This window comes from Sphingobium sp. S6, assembly GCF_905120495.1.
Lineage (GTDB): Bacteria > Pseudomonadota > Alphaproteobacteria > Sphingomonadales > Sphingomonadaceae > Sphingobium > Sphingobium agri.
Window position 1 is genome coordinate 674,410 of the sequence record NZ_CAJHOG010000002.1, and the last position, 13,191, is coordinate 687,600.

At 62.7% G+C, this 13,191-nt stretch carries 14 protein-coding genes; 6 read left to right on the top strand and 8 right to left on the bottom strand.

The features are described from left to right. Positions 1–118: 118 nt before the first annotated feature. The 6 genes from SPHS8_RS10355 to SPHS8_RS10380 form a co-directional block, all read right to left on the bottom strand. Positions 119–1,042 (bottom strand): DMT family transporter, encoded by a 924-nt coding sequence (locus tag SPHS8_RS10355; protein WP_201515405.1) that lies wholly within the window; start codon positions 1,040–1,042, stop codon positions 119–121. Between the two features lie 200 nt (positions 1,043–1,242). Next, entirely contained in the window at positions 1,243–2,403 is a 1,161-nt protein-coding gene (ispG, locus tag SPHS8_RS10360; RefSeq protein WP_201515406.1) for a flavodoxin-dependent (E)-4-hydroxy-3-methylbut-2-enyl-diphosphate synthase, read from the bottom strand. 51 nt (positions 2,404–2,454) lie between these two features. Beyond that, positions 2,455–3,762, bottom strand: a complete 1,308-nt coding sequence (locus SPHS8_RS10365; protein ID WP_201515407.1) for an OmpP1/FadL family transporter — start codon at positions 3,760–3,762, stop codon at positions 2,455–2,457. 331 nt (positions 3,763–4,093) lie between these two features. Beyond that, complete coding sequence (gene pgmG, locus SPHS8_RS10370) at positions 4,094–5,464, bottom strand: phosphoglucomutase/phosphomannomutase PgmG (RefSeq protein ID WP_201515408.1); 1,371 nt, start codon at positions 5,462–5,464, stop codon at positions 4,094–4,096. Positions 5,465–5,482: 18 nt separating this feature from the next. Further along, the gene (locus SPHS8_RS10375) at positions 5,483–5,923 is read right to left on the bottom strand and encodes a J domain-containing protein (protein ID WP_201515409.1); all 441 of its coding nucleotides are present in this window, start codon (positions 5,921–5,923) and stop codon (positions 5,483–5,485) included. After that, positions 5,923–6,732 carry a division plane positioning ATPase MipZ gene (locus tag SPHS8_RS10380; RefSeq protein WP_201515410.1) on the bottom strand — a complete coding sequence of 270 codons (810 nt, stop codon included), beginning with the start codon at positions 6,730–6,732 and terminating at the stop codon, positions 5,923–5,925. Before SPHS8_RS10380 ends, SPHS8_RS10375 begins: the two co-directional genes overlap by 1 nt. A 103-nt stretch (positions 6,733–6,835) precedes the next feature. Between SPHS8_RS10380 and panC the strand changes: the two genes are divergently transcribed. Next, complete coding sequence (panC, locus tag SPHS8_RS10385) at positions 6,836–7,681, top strand: pantoate--beta-alanine ligase (RefSeq protein ID WP_201515411.1); 846 nt, start codon at positions 6,836–6,838, stop codon at positions 7,679–7,681. A gap of 84 nt (positions 7,682–7,765) precedes the next feature. On the opposite strand, the gene SPHS8_RS10390 is transcribed toward panC, so the two are convergent. Together SPHS8_RS10390 and hemE are read right to left on the bottom strand one after the other, a co-directional pair. Then, complete coding sequence (locus SPHS8_RS10390) at positions 7,766–8,206, bottom strand: CopD family protein (RefSeq protein WP_201515412.1); 441 nt, start codon at positions 8,204–8,206, stop codon at positions 7,766–7,768. Further along, on the bottom strand, positions 8,206–9,267 hold the full coding sequence (gene hemE / locus SPHS8_RS10395; protein WP_201515413.1) for a uroporphyrinogen decarboxylase: 1,062 nt from the start codon (positions 9,265–9,267) through the stop codon (positions 8,206–8,208). The genes SPHS8_RS10390 and hemE overlap by 1 nt, the downstream gene beginning before the upstream one ends. 287 nt (positions 9,268–9,554) lie before the next feature. Here hemE and SPHS8_RS10400 point away from each other — a divergent pair, with 287 nt between their 5' ends. Genes SPHS8_RS10400 through dnaQ form a run of 5 tightly spaced genes read left to right on the top strand, consistent with a single transcriptional unit; the run spans position 9,555 to position 13,129 of the window. Next, complete coding sequence (locus SPHS8_RS10400) at positions 9,555–10,382, top strand: pyruvate, water dikinase regulatory protein (protein WP_097090563.1); 828 nt, start codon at positions 9,555–9,557, stop codon at positions 10,380–10,382. After that, a complete protein-coding gene (locus SPHS8_RS10405; protein ID WP_201515414.1) occupies positions 10,379–10,972 on the top strand; it encodes a Maf family protein in 594 nt (197 codons plus the stop codon). The genes SPHS8_RS10400 and SPHS8_RS10405 overlap by 4 nt, the downstream gene beginning before the upstream one ends. Next, complete coding sequence (aroE, locus tag SPHS8_RS10410; RefSeq protein WP_201515415.1) at positions 10,969–11,790, top strand: shikimate dehydrogenase; 822 nt, start codon at positions 10,969–10,971, stop codon at positions 11,788–11,790. The genes SPHS8_RS10405 and aroE overlap by 4 nt, the downstream gene beginning before the upstream one ends. Before the next feature lie 6 nt (positions 11,791–11,796). After that, positions 11,797–12,390: a dephospho-CoA kinase gene (gene coaE, locus SPHS8_RS10415; RefSeq protein WP_201515416.1), complete on the top strand. Its 594-nt coding sequence runs from the start codon at positions 11,797–11,799 to the stop codon at positions 12,388–12,390. Between the two features lie 46 nt (positions 12,391–12,436). Next, positions 12,437–13,129, top strand: a complete 693-nt coding sequence (dnaQ, locus tag SPHS8_RS10420) for a DNA polymerase III subunit epsilon (protein ID WP_201515417.1) — start codon at positions 12,437–12,439, stop codon at positions 13,127–13,129. Positions 13,130–13,191 lie beyond the last annotated feature (62 nt).

Sequence of the window (13,191 nt, forward strand, 5' to 3'; positions counted from 1 at the left end):
CACAATGCGCCGAGCGGGGAGTGTGCGTCAAGAGTCCGCTGTTTCGGCTGGTCGTGGGAAAGTCATGAAGGAAGTGGTGAGAAAAACGCGTTTTTCAGCGGACGTCGAAATCGACAAGTCATGCGATTCCTTCATGCATTTGCGCTGGTGGACCGGAGCGCATCGCGATGAGACAGCCCGCGACGATCAGGGCCGCGCCCGCGATGGTGGAGAGGGTCAGCCGTTCGCCAAAGGCAAGCCAGCCGATGATCGCGGCCCAGAGGAAGGCCGTATATTCAACCGGAATCAGATGCTGCGCCTCCGCCCGCGCATAGGCCCAGGCAAAAGCGGCGAGTGAGGTGAAGGCGAACGCCGCGCAGGCGGCGATCAGCAGGAAGGAGGCGGGCTCGGGCAGATCGAGACGGAGCGGCACGAGACCGGGTGCCGCCCAAGCAGCGATGGCGCAGAGACCAAAGAGGATGAACATGATGCCATGCTGGAAGAAGGCGACCTCCACCGGCGAGGCGAGCTGCGCCTGCTGACGCTGGATGATGAGGTTCCATGCGAAAAGGACAGCGGAAACCAGCACGGCGATGGCGCCGAGCAGGGCGTCCCAATCATAGCTGTCCTGCATCCGGCCGGACAGGATGACGGCAACGCCGACCAGGCCGAGCAGCGACGCGCTGATGGCGCGCTTGCCGATCCGTTCGCCAAGCAACAACGCGGCGAGATAAAGGGCGATGAGCGGCGCGATAAAGGATAGCGCGATGGCTTCGGCAAGCGGCATGCGCATCAGCGCCCAGAAGAAGAGGCTGGCCATCAGCGTCACGACGACGCCGCGCAGGACATGGAGGCGCAGCACCGCCCTGTCCGGCCAGCGGTGGCCGGTCGGCAGCATGATGGCGAGGCCGAGCAGCGTTCCGGCAAGCGCGCGCCAGAACAGGGCGTTGAAGAGGCCGATCGAGAGGCTCAAGCCCTTCATCGTCGCGTCCATGATGGCGAACAGCAGGACGGCGAGACAGGAGACCGCGAAGGGGATGGCGAGGGAGCGGCTCTGGGTCATGGGGTCATGGCATCGGTTAGGATGGTTGGAGTTTGCCTAAGAAAGGGCCTTCGGCTGCCTGCTTGCAGCAGACGCTCAGGAGGAGGCTTCGACAAGCTCAGCCCGAACGGGGGGTTGGGCGGAACAGCAGAGGAGAGGTCAAGCTCAGCGGGACCGTCTTAGGCAAGCAGGCTGGTGCGATCGAGAAGAAAGCCCCTCCCCTACTCCGCCGCCTCGGCCCGTCCTGCGTCCGTTGTTTCCGCCTCGATCTTTGCCGCTTCGATCTCCGCTGCCTTCGCTTCGACCAGCTGGACGATATGGTCGATCATGCCTTCGTCCTGGATGGTGTGGTCGGTGAGGCCGGAGAGATAGACCATGTGCTTGCCTGCGCCGCCGCCGGTAAGGCCGATGTCGGTTTCGCGCGCTTCGCCGGGGCCGTTGACGACGCAGCCCAGGACCGAGAGCGACAAGGGCGTGTGGATATGCTGGAGTCGTTCCTCCAGCGCCTGAACGGTGCGGATGACGTCGAAGCCCTGGCGCGCGCAGCTGGGGCAGGAGATGACCTTCACCCCGCGCGTGCGGATGCCGAGGGACTTCAGGATCTCATAGCCGACGCGCACTTCCTCTTCTGGTTCGGCGGAGAGGGACACGCGGATGGTGTCGCCGACCCCGGCCCAGAGCAGGTTGCCGATCCCGATCGCGCTTTTCACCGTGCCGCCGATCAGGCCGCCCGCTTCGGTAATGCCAAGGTGCAGGGGGCAATCGACCGCGTCGGCAAGTTGCATATAGGCAGCGACGGCAAGGAAGACGTCGCTCGCCTTCACCGCGACCTTATATTCGTGGAAGTCCTGATCCTGCAGCAGCTTGATATGATCGAGCGCGCTTTCCACCAGCGCTTCCGGGCAAGGCTCGCCATATTTTTCGAGCAGGTCCTTTTCGAGGCTGCCTGCATTGACACCGATGCGGATCGCGCAGCCATTCGCCTTGGCGGCGTCCACCACTTCCTTGACCCGCGCCTCCGATCCGATGTTGCCGGGATTGATGCGCAGGCAGGCCGCACCCGCGTCGGCCGCTTCGAGTGCGCGCTTATAGTGAAAATGGATATCGGCGACGATCGGCACGCGGGCGGCGCGCACGATCTGCTTCAATGCGGCAGTCGATTCCTCGTCCGGGCAGGACACGCGGATGATGTCGACGCCGACTTCCTCGCAGCGGCGAATCTGGTCGATCGTCGCGCGCACATCATGGGTCGGCGTGTTCGTCATCGTCTGCACGGTGACAGGCGCGCCGCCCCCGACCGGCACATTGCCCACCATGATCTGGCGGCATTGACGCCGGGCGATGTCGCGCCAGGGACGCAGGCCGGGATTATGGTCGGACATGAACTGGGGGCTCCGTGCTGATGGAGCCCCTATAGTCATTCGCGGGCCAAGTTAGAAGCGTGCCGTCACCGATGCGGCAATCTGATCGGCATTGCCGCTGATCCGGGACAGGGTGGTGACGGTCGTCGCCGCCGCAGTTCCGGCATAATAGGTGTCGGGGCGGACGATCGTCGCCTTTTCCACGAAATTATGCGCGTAGCTGAGATTGAGGGCGAGACTGGGCGAGACATTATAGGTCGCCCCTGCCGACAGCCAGGCGCGATCGCCATCGGGCACGCGGGTCGTCAGGAACTGCGCATTGGTGGGCGTGCGATCGAACATCGTGCCCGCGCGCAGGGTCAGCGCCGGATTGACATCATATTCGCCGCCCAGGCTGACGCTGTAGCCGTCCCTGTAATCCAGTTCCTTGACCGAGGTGCGGCCACCGGCCGTGATCGCGATCGATTTGAAAACCGACCAATTATACCAGCGCGCGCTGATCAAGGCGCGCAGGCGCGGCGTCAACCGGTGCATGAAACCGGCGGTCACGATGTCGGGAAGATTGAGCGGGGCGCTGACACCGGTGCTGCCATTCTGGGCGGCAAGGAGGCTTTGCAGGCCCGATATGGTCTGACTGCCCGTCATGCTATGATCGATGCCCGACCGATAGGAAATGCCAATATTTGTCACGCCGTTGGTGTAGAAAAGGCCAGCGTGCCATCCGACGCTCCAATCCTTCCCTTTCACCTCCGCAAGCCCATCGGCCGCGATGAGCGGCGAGAGCTGCGGCAAGGCGTTGGTCAGCGTGACTTTCACATATTGCACGTCCACGCCGCCGCCGATGGAGAAATGATCGTCCAGCTTGTAGGCGGCCGATCCCTGCATGTTATAGGTCTTCAGGTCGGTGTGGAGGGAGTCGTAGCGGCCAAAAAAGCCGTCATCATAGGCAAGCTTCAGCCCGAACGGCGCATTGACGCCCGCGCCGATCCAGAGCCGGTCCGTGACCTGCCCCGTGACATAGAAGCTGGGCACGGGGATGAGTTTGTCGAACGGATTGCCGCCGGAATTGCCAGCAACTGGAACGGTGGCGCCGGGCAGCCCGGGAACGGTGCGATTGCTGCCCTGATTTTGCTGGCTCGCAGTCGCGAACAGGGCAATCACGCCAGCAGACAGTTGAACGCCCGGAAGCTCCGTCATGGCGGCGGGGTTGAAATAGATGGCGGAAGGATCATCGGCTGCCCCGCCCGCACCGGAAAGCGCCCGTCCGGTCTCCTTGGGCGATTGTTCCTGAAGATAGAAGCCGCCTGCGAATGCTGGGAGTGGCAGTGCGACCAGCCCTGCGGACAGACAAGCGCTGGCAGCGCGGCGGCTTAGAAACATGCAGATCCCCCTTCTTCAAACCCGTGCGGCGCGAAGCGCGCAGATGTGGCACCGGCTATGGCAGCGATATGGTAAATTTCCCGTTCGGAAAATCCGCTGTGGCTGCTGGAGGCAAAAAAAAGCCGCCCCAAGGGACGGCCTGAAAGTTTTAGGAGAGGATGCCTGAAAGGCCCGTTCCTTGTGCAGATCAGCGCTGCTTTTCGCAACTGCGAAAGAAAACTACACGGTTGCGTTTATTGCAACTGTCGGTGAAACCGGCTGATGCCGTAGCGGAAGATGCAACCAAGAACGTTGACGATTGCCGCTCTTTTTTTCGCTTTCCTCGGCTTGTTTACTCATCAAGGCCCGGCACATGCGGTGACAGATAACTCCACAGGTCGGTCCGAAGACGCTCGAGTCCGGGTTGATCGTGCGACTCGATTCTGGCGACCAATTCCGCCTGGGTGTTGGAGGCGCGCAATAGCCACCAGCCATCTTGCCTCGTCACCCTGGCGCCATCGATGTCGTTCAGGGTCGCGCCCTCCGCCCGCAGCCGGGCGATGATGTCCCGCATGATTGCGAATTTGCGGTCCTCCTCGACGGCAAATCGCAGTTCGGGGGTGTTCACCAGCGGCGGCAGATCGTCATGCAGGGCGGTGATGGTCTTGCCCTCATAGCTTGCCATGCGGATGACGCGCAGCGCGGCGTACAGGCCGTCGTCAAAGCCCAAATAATCGTCGGCGAAGACGATGTGGCCGGTCATTTCGCCGCCCAAGGGGCTTCCGACCTGCTTCATCTTCGACTTGATATGGCTGTGCCCGGTTTTCCACATGAGCGGCTGGCCACCCAGCGCGGCGACCCGGTCGAACAGGATCTGGCTGCATTTCACATCGGCGACGATGGTGGCGCCGGGCCGTTCCTGAAGCACCGGCGCGGCCAGCAGGGCGAGCAGCTGGTCGCCCCAGATGGTGCGGCCCTGTGCATCGACGACACCGACACGATCGCCGTCACCGTCGAAGGCCAGTCCGAAATGGAGCTTGTTCGCGAGGACAAGGTTGCGAAGGTCGTGCAGATTCTCCTCGATTGTCGGGTCGGGGTGATGATGGGGAAAATTGCCGTCTATTTCGGTGAAAAGCGTGTGATGCTCACCCGGCAGCAGCTTGACGAGCTTGTCCACGACCGGACCCGCTGCGCCATTGCCCGCGTCCCAGCCGATGCGCCAGGCGCTGCCGTCAAATCCTTCCATGAGCCGCGCGACATAGCAGTCCATGACGTCGATGGCGGAGCTGCTGCCGCTGCCCTCTTCCCAATCGCCAGCGGCGGCGATGGCGCCAAGACGGGCGATGTCGGCGCCAAAAAAGGCTTCATGCGCAAGTACCAGCTTGAAGCCATTGTGATCGGCGGGATTATGGCTGCCGGTTACCTGGATGCCGCCATCAACATCGAGCAGCGTTTCGGCATAATAGAGCATTGGCGTGGGGCCGATGCCGATGCGCAGCACGTCGATGCCGCTGGCTTGAAGGCCATCAGCCACGGCCTGTTCCAGCATGGGCGAACTGAGGCGGCCGTCGCGCCCAAGCACGACCGCTGAACCGCCCCTGCGCCTGACGATCGTGCCGAAAGTGCGGCCGAGGGCATAGGCGTCTTCCTCGCCCAGTGTTTTGCCGACGATGCCGCGCATGTCATATTCGCGCAGCAGCGAAGGGTGGAAGTGGTGGGACATGAACCCTGTTCTACCGCCCTAGCGGCTGGGCGGCTGCTTTTTTTTGTCCGATTCAGACAGCAGCAGGTCGCGGGCGGCGTTGATTTCCGCCGCCAGGGCCTCGGTGCCGCCGCGATCGGGGTGGACCGAGGCGATCAGCCGCCGGTGGGCTGCGCGGATCATATTTTCGTCGGCATCCTGAGGGACGCCGAGCAGGGCGCGCGCTCTGGCGATGCTGGCGGGTTCGGGGGCTGCCTTGGGAGTGGCGGAGCGCTTTTTATGGCGCGACTGGTTCATAAAAAAGAGCGCCGCGCCAAGCAGCAACGGCGCTCCGGCGAGCGGCTTGCCCTTGGCGGCCATGACCGCGCCCACCAGCGCGCCCCCCAACACCATGCCATCCTTCACACTCATGCGCTGCAAACGTCCCGTCCAGATGAGCCAGGCGGCGAGCCCGAGAAGAAGAAAGGCGAAAAGGCCCATCAGGCCGCGCCGAGAAGATCGACCGGCGTCCTTTCTTCACGCGAGGGAAGGGCAAGGCCGGAGACCATCTCGCGCAGTTCCTGGCGGGCGGCGATGTGGCTGACGCCGAGGTCGCCCAGATGCCCCTTGTCGAGGAGGGTGAGACCGGAGGGGAAAAGCTCGCGGAAGATGACGCGCTCGGAGAGGCCGGGAATGACGCGGAACCCGACGCGGCGGGAGAGTTCCATCAGAGCGTCGCCGACGCGCTTCTTGTTGCGGGCGTCATGATGCTGGACGCGGTTGCGCAGGACGACCCAGTCGATCGAGACACCATCCGCCTTGGCGCGGGTCTTGCGGGCTTCGAAGATGAGTTCGGAATAGAAGGACAGGCGGCGGACCTTGAAGGTTTCCGCATCGACCTGGCCGATGAGGTCGAAGTCCACGAAGCTGTCGTTCATCGGCGTCACCAGCGTATGGGCGCGGGCGGCCATGTGGCGGGCGAACAGGTCATCGCGACCGGGGGTATCGACGACCAGGAAATCCTTGCCCTCGGCAACCGCGGCGGATTCTTCCTCCAGCGCTTCTATCGTGTCACCCTTCAGCACGGCGAAGTCCGGCGCGGGCAAGTCGATGTTGCGGCGGCGGGCGGTTTCGGCGCGATTTTCCATGTAGCGCGTGACGGTGCGCTGACGCGGGTCGAGGTCGATCATGCCGACCTTGTAGCCGAGCGCGGTCAAGGCGATGGCGGTGTGCACGGCGGTGGTCGACTTGCCGGTCCCGCCCTTTTCATTGGCGAAGACGATATGATGCGTTTGGGTGTTCGTACCCATTGATAACCCCGTTTATTGCCGCAACGATTCTTGACCCTATTGTCGGGTCGTGCCTTTAGCAGGATAGTCCCCGTGCCCCTGCCATATCGGAGCCCCTCGTCCCGTGCAAACCCTGCGTGACCTTCCTTCCTTAAGAACCGCGATCGATGCGATGAAAAGCGATGGGCGGCCCGTCGCGCTGGTGCCGACGATGGGCGCGCTACATGAAGGGCATATGGCGCTGGTCGAGGAAGCGCGGCGCCATGCCGGGCATGTCGTCGTGTCGATCTTCGTCAACCCGCGGCAGTTCGGCGCGAACGAGGATCTGGACGCCTATCCCCGGCGCGAGGCCAAGGACGCACAGATGTTGCAGGCCGCAGGCGTCGATGCGCTGTGGGCGCCGACGCCGGACGTCATGTATCCGGCCGGCTATGCCACCAACATTTCCGTTTCGGGGATCACCGAAGGGCTGGATGGCGCGGCGCGGCCGGGGCATTTCGATGGCGTGGCGACGGTCGTCACCAAGCTGTTCAACCAGGTGCAGCCCGATGTCGCCCTGTTCGGCGAGAAGGATTATCAGCAGCTCGCGATGATCCGGCAGATGGTGCGCGACCTCGACATGCGGATCGAGATCATCGGCGTGCCGACGCAGCGGGCCGAGGATGGGCTGGCCCTGTCATCGCGCAACGCCTACCTGACCGACGAGGAGCGCAAGGACGCGCTCGCCCTGCCCCGCGCTTTGGGTGAAGCGGCGCGGCAGATGGAGAAAGGCGCCAGTGTCGAAGCGGCGATTGCCAAGGCGATCACGATGCTGAGCGCGCATGGCTTTGAACCTATCGATTATGTGACGCTGTGCGACGCGGTGACGCTGGAGCCGATGCACGTGCTGGATCGCCCCGCGCGGCTGCTGGGCGCGGCGAAGCTGGGGCGGACGCGGCTTATCGATAATATTGCGGTGGAGCCTTCCTGAACCTCGTCATTCCAGCGGAGGCTTGAATCGGCCGACGTTCAGCGATGCCTCATGAGATCCCAGCTTTCGCTGGGATGACGCTGTTCAAAAAGGTTTGACGATCACGGCGACCACGATGACTGCGGCAGCGATGCCGGGGACTTCGTTGATCAGGCGCAGCTTCTTTTCGCTTAATGGGCGCAGGCCCTTGGCGAGTTTCTTCGCATAGCCCGCGATCCAGCCATGATAGGCGGAAAGGCCAAGGACGAAGAGCAGCTTCAAGTGGAACCAGCCGAAATGCCAGGCGCCGATTTCGACCATCAGCATGAGGCCGAAGACCCAGACCAGGATCAGCGAGGGGTTGAGGATGATCTTGAGCAGCCGCTGCTCGCGGTCGATCCATTTGCGGTCCTCATCCGATCCGACGGCACATTGATGATGATAGACGAAGAAGCGCGGCATCATGAACAGTCCCGCCATCAGGAAGATGACGAAGATGACATGGGCGGCCTTCACCCACAGATAGGCAGCTCCAAGATAGGGCATCAGCTTCTCTTTCCTTGCCGGACATAGGCGATGAGCGCCTCGACATGGGCGATCGGCGTATCGGGGAGAATGCCATGGCCGAGGTTCAGGATGTGGGGCCTTCTCGCAAAGGCGGCGCGGATGTTGTCGACCGATTCCTCGACCGCCCTGCCCCCGGCGATGAGCGCCAGCGGATCGAGATTACCTTGCACAGGCAGCCCCTCCGGCAACACCCGGTTCGCCCAATGGGGATCGATGGTTTCATCGACACCGATCGCGTCAACGCCGGTCCCTGCCGCATAGTCGGCAAGCTTCGCTCCAGCGCCCTTGGGAAAGCCGATGATCGGGACGCCAGGATGCAGGCTTTTCAGCTTTTCGACGATGCGGCGATTGGGTTCGATCACCCAGCGGTTGAACTGAAGCGGCGCCAGGCTGCCTGCCCAACTGTCGAACAGCTGCACCGCCTCTACCCCGGCATCGATCTGGCCTGACAGATAGGTGACGGTGGACTCGATAATGGCATCGATGATCGCGCCGAACCGTTCCGGGTCCTGATAGGCGAGACGTCGGGCCGCGCCCTGATCCTTGCTGCCCTGCCCGGCCACCATATAGGTGGAAATGGTCCAGGGGCTACCTGCAAAGCCGAGGAAGGTGACAGAGGGGTCCAGCGCCGCTTTCACCCGCCGCACTGTTTCATAAACGGCTTCATAGCGGCTGAGGTCAGGCTTCAGCGCTGACAGGTCGGTTTCGCTGAGGATGGGTGCGAGGCGAGGCCCCTCCCCCGTTTCGAACCAGAGATTTTGCCCCATCGCATAAGGAACGATCAAAATGTCTGAAAAGAGGATCGCGCCATCGAAGCCGAAACGGCGCAGCGGCTGAAGCGTGACTTCAGCGGCAGCCGGACTGTCATAGACCAGTTCGAGAAATCCGCCCTTCTGCGCGCGCAAGGCACGATATTCCGGCAGATAACGGCCCGCCTGGCGCATCAGCCACATGGGCGGCACGGACAGGCTTTCACCCTTCAGGACGGAAAGCAGCGGCTTGGAAGGTCCAGCGGAAAGGCCGGCATCTGGTCCCGTCATAATCTCTCTTATTTAGATTCTTAAAAGGATGATGGAGATAGTAGAGGCGTTGGCAGCGGGGTTTATGCGCTGTGCCCGGATTTGCCAACAGCTTGACTCCTTCACGTCAAGGATTCCGGTGCGAGTCAGTCCATTCATCCACGTTACCCACAGGCTGTGGATGAAAATGACGGCCTGTGGGAGCCATGTGGATAAGATTCCGGCTAATGGGGGCTACCTAAAAAGGGGTATTTCGTCCGCAACCTATCCCTTGCTTTATCCACAGGCTCCACACAGAGATATGCGTCATGTCGCGTATCCATCTGCATTTGCTGTCCGACTCCACCGGCGAGACGCTGGAAAATATCGCCAAGGCGGCGATCGGCGCCTTTGAAAATGTCGAGGCGGTGCGGCATTTCTGGCCGATGGTGCGGTCCGATGTCCATCTCGACCGGATCATGGAGGAGATTTCCGCCAATCCGGGCCTCGTCCTGTTCACCCTGTCCAATCACCAGTTGCGGCGGCGGCTGGAAACGCGCTGCCGGGCGCTGGGCCTGCCCCATGTCGCGGCGCTCGACAGCGTGACCGACGCCCTGTCCAACATATTGGGACAGGAAACCCGCAACCGGCCGGGACGCAAGCATATCCTCGACGAAGCCTATTTCGCGCGGATCGAGGCGATCCAGTTCACCATCGCCCATGATGATGGCGTGGGCCATGAAAATTGGGAGGAGGCGGACATCGTATTGGCGGGCGTGTCGCGCGCGTCCAAGACGCCGACGTCCATTTATCTTGCCAATCGCGGATACAAGACGGCGAACATTCCGCTGGTGGTGCAATCGCCGCCGCCGCGCAGCCTTTATTCGCTGAGGCACCCGATGGTCGTGGGGCTGACCGTCAGTCCTGAGCGGCTGGTGCAGATCCGCCGCAACCGGCTGCTCTCTTTGAACCAGGCGCCCGAAACCAGCTATGTCGATCTGGAAAAGGTGCAGGAGGAACTGGCCTTTGCCCGGCGCATGTTTGCCGACAATGGCTGGCCAGTGATCGACATGACGCGTCGCTCGATCGAGGAAGCGGCGGCTGCGATCATCAATCTGTTCAATGACCGCGTATTGGCGGAAGGAAGTGAATCATGATCGTGCTGGCGTCACAAAGCGCAAGCCGCCGGGCGCTGTTGCAGGCGGCGGGCGTTCCGTTCGAAGCGCTTTCGCCCGGCGTCGATGAAGAAGCGGCGAAGGAAGCGCTGCGGGCGGACGGGTTGGGCGCGCGGGCGCTGGCGGATGCACTCGCGGAGTTGAAGGCGCTACGCATATCGCGCCGGGTGCCGGGTGGATTGATCCTGGGATGCGACCAGACGCTCAGCCTCGATGATGGCAGCATGATCGACAAGGCTGTGGATCGCGCGGATGCGGAGCGGATTTTGCGGCTGTTGTCGGGACGGGTGCATCATCTGCATAGCGCGGCCGTCATCGTGCTGAATGGCGAGCCGATCTGGCGGCACATCGAACGGGTGCGGGTGACGGTGCGGCCCTTGTCCGATAGTTTCATAGCTAAGTATCTGGATGAGGAATGGGAGCAGTGCCGCTGGTGCGTTGGCAATTACCGGATCGAAGGGCCGGGCGTGCAACTGTTCAGCAAGGTGGAAGGGAGTCAGTTCGCGATTCAGGGGCTCCCATTGCTGCCGCTGCTTGACTTTCTGCGCGTGCGGGGCGTTCTGCCGTCATGACTGACACGCTTCCCTATGCAGAGGTGATCGGCGATCCGATCGCGCACAGCAAATCGCCGCTCATTCATAATTTCTGGCTCGATTGCCTGGGGATCGAGGCGGAATATCGCAAGACGCATGTCACCGCGGAGAGGCTTTCCGCCTATTTTCTGGAGCGCAGGGCGGATCCGGACTGGCTGGGATGCAATGTCACCATTCCGCACAAGATCGCGGTGATGGACTATACCGACGATCCGGGCGGCGTGCGCGAGAGGATCGGGGCGATGAACACGATCGCCAGCGAAACCGGCGGGCCGCTGATCGGGACCAATACCGATGCGGGGGGATTCCTCCAGCCGTTGCTCCGCGACAAGTGGAAAGGGGAGAGCGCCGTGCTGGTTGGCGCGGGCGGCGCGGCGCGGGCGATCCTGTTTGCGCTCACCAGCCTGGGCGTGGCCGATATCACCGTGATGGCGCGCGATGCCACCAAGGGGCAGGCCTTGCTTGACCGGGCGAAGGTCAAGGGGCGGGTGATCGGCATGGGCGACATGCTTCCGGCGGCGGATCTGCTGGTCAACACAAGTTCGCTCGGCATGGTGGGTCAGCCGGTGCTCGATCCGGATCTTTCCACGCTGCCCGATGGGGCGACGGTCTATGACATCGTTTATGCGCCGCTGGAGACTCCACTGCTCAAGGCAGCGCGGGCGCGCGGACTGAAGGCATTGGACGGGCTGGAGATGCTGATCGGGCAGGCGGCGCTGGCGTTCGATATCTTTTTCGACGCGCAGGCCCCGCGCGAGCGGGACGAGGAATTGCGCGCGTTGCTGCTGGCGGCCTGACGCGTCATGAAAATCTATGGGCTGACCGGATCAATCGGGATGGGGAAGTCGGCCGTGGCGGCCATGCTGCGGCGGGAGGGCGTGCCAGTCTTTGATGCGGATGCGGAGGTGCATCGGCTGCAAGGGCCAGGCGGCAGGCTGTTGCCAGCTATCGAGGCGCGCTTTCCCGGGACGACCGGGCCTGCGGGCGTCGACCGGGCGAAGCTCGGCGCGGCGGTGTTCGGGCATCCCCAGGAACTCAAGGCTTTGGAAGCGATCGTCCATCCGGCGGTGAAGGAAGAGCGGATGGCTTTCCTGCGTCGGCATCGCTCGCGCGCCTTTGTCGTGCTGGACATTCCGCTGCTGTTCGAAGGGCATATGGAGCGCAAGCTGGCAGGCGTCATCGTCGTGACGGCGCCAGCCTGGAAGCAGCGCAAGCGCGTGCTGGCGCGCAAGGGCATGACGGTGGAGAAATTCCGCAGAATCCTGCACTTGCAGACGCCCGATGCTGAAAAGCGGCGGCGGGCGGACTATATCATCCATACAGGCACTACATTTGCGGCCACGCAGCGCCAAGTGCGGCGCTTGGTTGCTTGCCTTGCATCAAAGACCGGCCGATAAGGGACAGGCCGACAGGGTGAGCCGCAGAGTCGGCATGAAGAGGTCAATGCGCGAAATCATATTCGATACCGAAACGACTGGATTTGACCCCGCTTCCGGGGATCGAATGGTGGAAATCGGGTGCATCGAACTCGTGAATCGGGTGCCCACAGGCCGCACCTTCCATGCTTATTACAATCCCCAGCGATTGATGCCCGCCGCGGCCGAGGCGATCCACGGGCTGTCGGACATATTCCTGAAGGACAAGCCGCTTTTCGCCCATGGCGTGGAGGAGTTGCTGGACTTTCTGGAAGACAGCCATCTGGTCGCGCACAATGCGCGGTTCGATTTCGGCTTCCTCAACCATGAGCTGAAGCTTTGCGGCCTGCCGGAAGTCGGCATGCACCGGATGATCGATACTGTCGCGATCGCGCGGCAGCTGCATCCGGGCGCCAAGCATAGCCTCGACGCGCTTTGCACCCGCTACGGCATCGATCGCAGCCATCGCGTCAAGCATGGCGCGTTGCTGGACGCCGAATTGCTGGCGCAGCTGTATATCGAGCTCAAGGGAGGCCGTCAGATCGGCCTTGGTCTTGCACAGGAGGAAGAGAAAGACGCCATTCGGGTGGAACTTGCGGCCAATATCGCGGTTCGCCCTGTTCGTCCCGCGCGGGTTTTCACGGCCAGCGCGATGGAGCTGGAAAGGCATGCAGCGTTTGTCGCGACGCTGGAAAAGCCGCTCTGGCTGGAGGAGGCTTGAAGGCTGGTTTGACATACTGCCCTTCACGCTTCGCCCAACCGGACTGCCTCCCGCAGCCCGGC

Coding starts and splice junctions, on each gene's coding strand:
- SPHS8_RS10355 (WP_201515405.1), bottom strand. CDS start 1,042: ATGACCCAGAGCCGCTCCCTCGCCATCCCCTTCGCGGTCTCCTGTCTC.
- ispG (WP_201515406.1), bottom strand. CDS start 2,403: ATGTCCGACCATAATCCCGGCCTGCGTCCCTGGCGCGACATCGCCCGG.
- SPHS8_RS10365 (WP_201515407.1), bottom strand. CDS start 3,762: ATGTTTCTAAGCCGCCGCGCTGCCAGCGCTTGTCTGTCCGCAGGGCTG.
- pgmG (WP_201515408.1), bottom strand. CDS start 5,464: ATGTCCCACCACTTCCACCCTTCGCTGCTGCGCGAATATGACATGCGC.
- SPHS8_RS10375 (WP_201515409.1), bottom strand. CDS start 5,923: ATGGGCCTTTTCGCCTTTCTTCTTCTCGGGCTCGCCGCCTGGCTCATC.
- SPHS8_RS10380 (WP_201515410.1), bottom strand. CDS start 6,732: ATGGGTACGAACACCCAAACGCATCATATCGTCTTCGCCAATGAAAAG.
- SPHS8_RS10390 (WP_201515412.1), bottom strand. CDS start 8,206: ATGCCCTATCTTGGAGCTGCCTATCTGTGGGTGAAGGCCGCCCATGTC.
- hemE (WP_201515413.1), bottom strand. CDS start 9,267: ATGACGGGACCAGATGCCGGCCTTTCCGCTGGACCTTCCAAGCCGCTG.
- SPHS8_RS10400 (WP_097090563.1), top strand. CDS start 9,555: ATGTCGCGTATCCATCTGCATTTGCTGTCCGACTCCACCGGCGAGACG.
- SPHS8_RS10405 (WP_201515414.1), top strand. CDS start 10,379: ATGATCGTGCTGGCGTCACAAAGCGCAAGCCGCCGGGCGCTGTTGCAG.
- aroE (WP_201515415.1), top strand. CDS start 10,969: ATGACTGACACGCTTCCCTATGCAGAGGTGATCGGCGATCCGATCGCG.
- coaE (WP_201515416.1), top strand. CDS start 11,797: ATGAAAATCTATGGGCTGACCGGATCAATCGGGATGGGGAAGTCGGCC.
- dnaQ (WP_201515417.1), top strand. CDS start 12,437: ATGCGCGAAATCATATTCGATACCGAAACGACTGGATTTGACCCCGCT.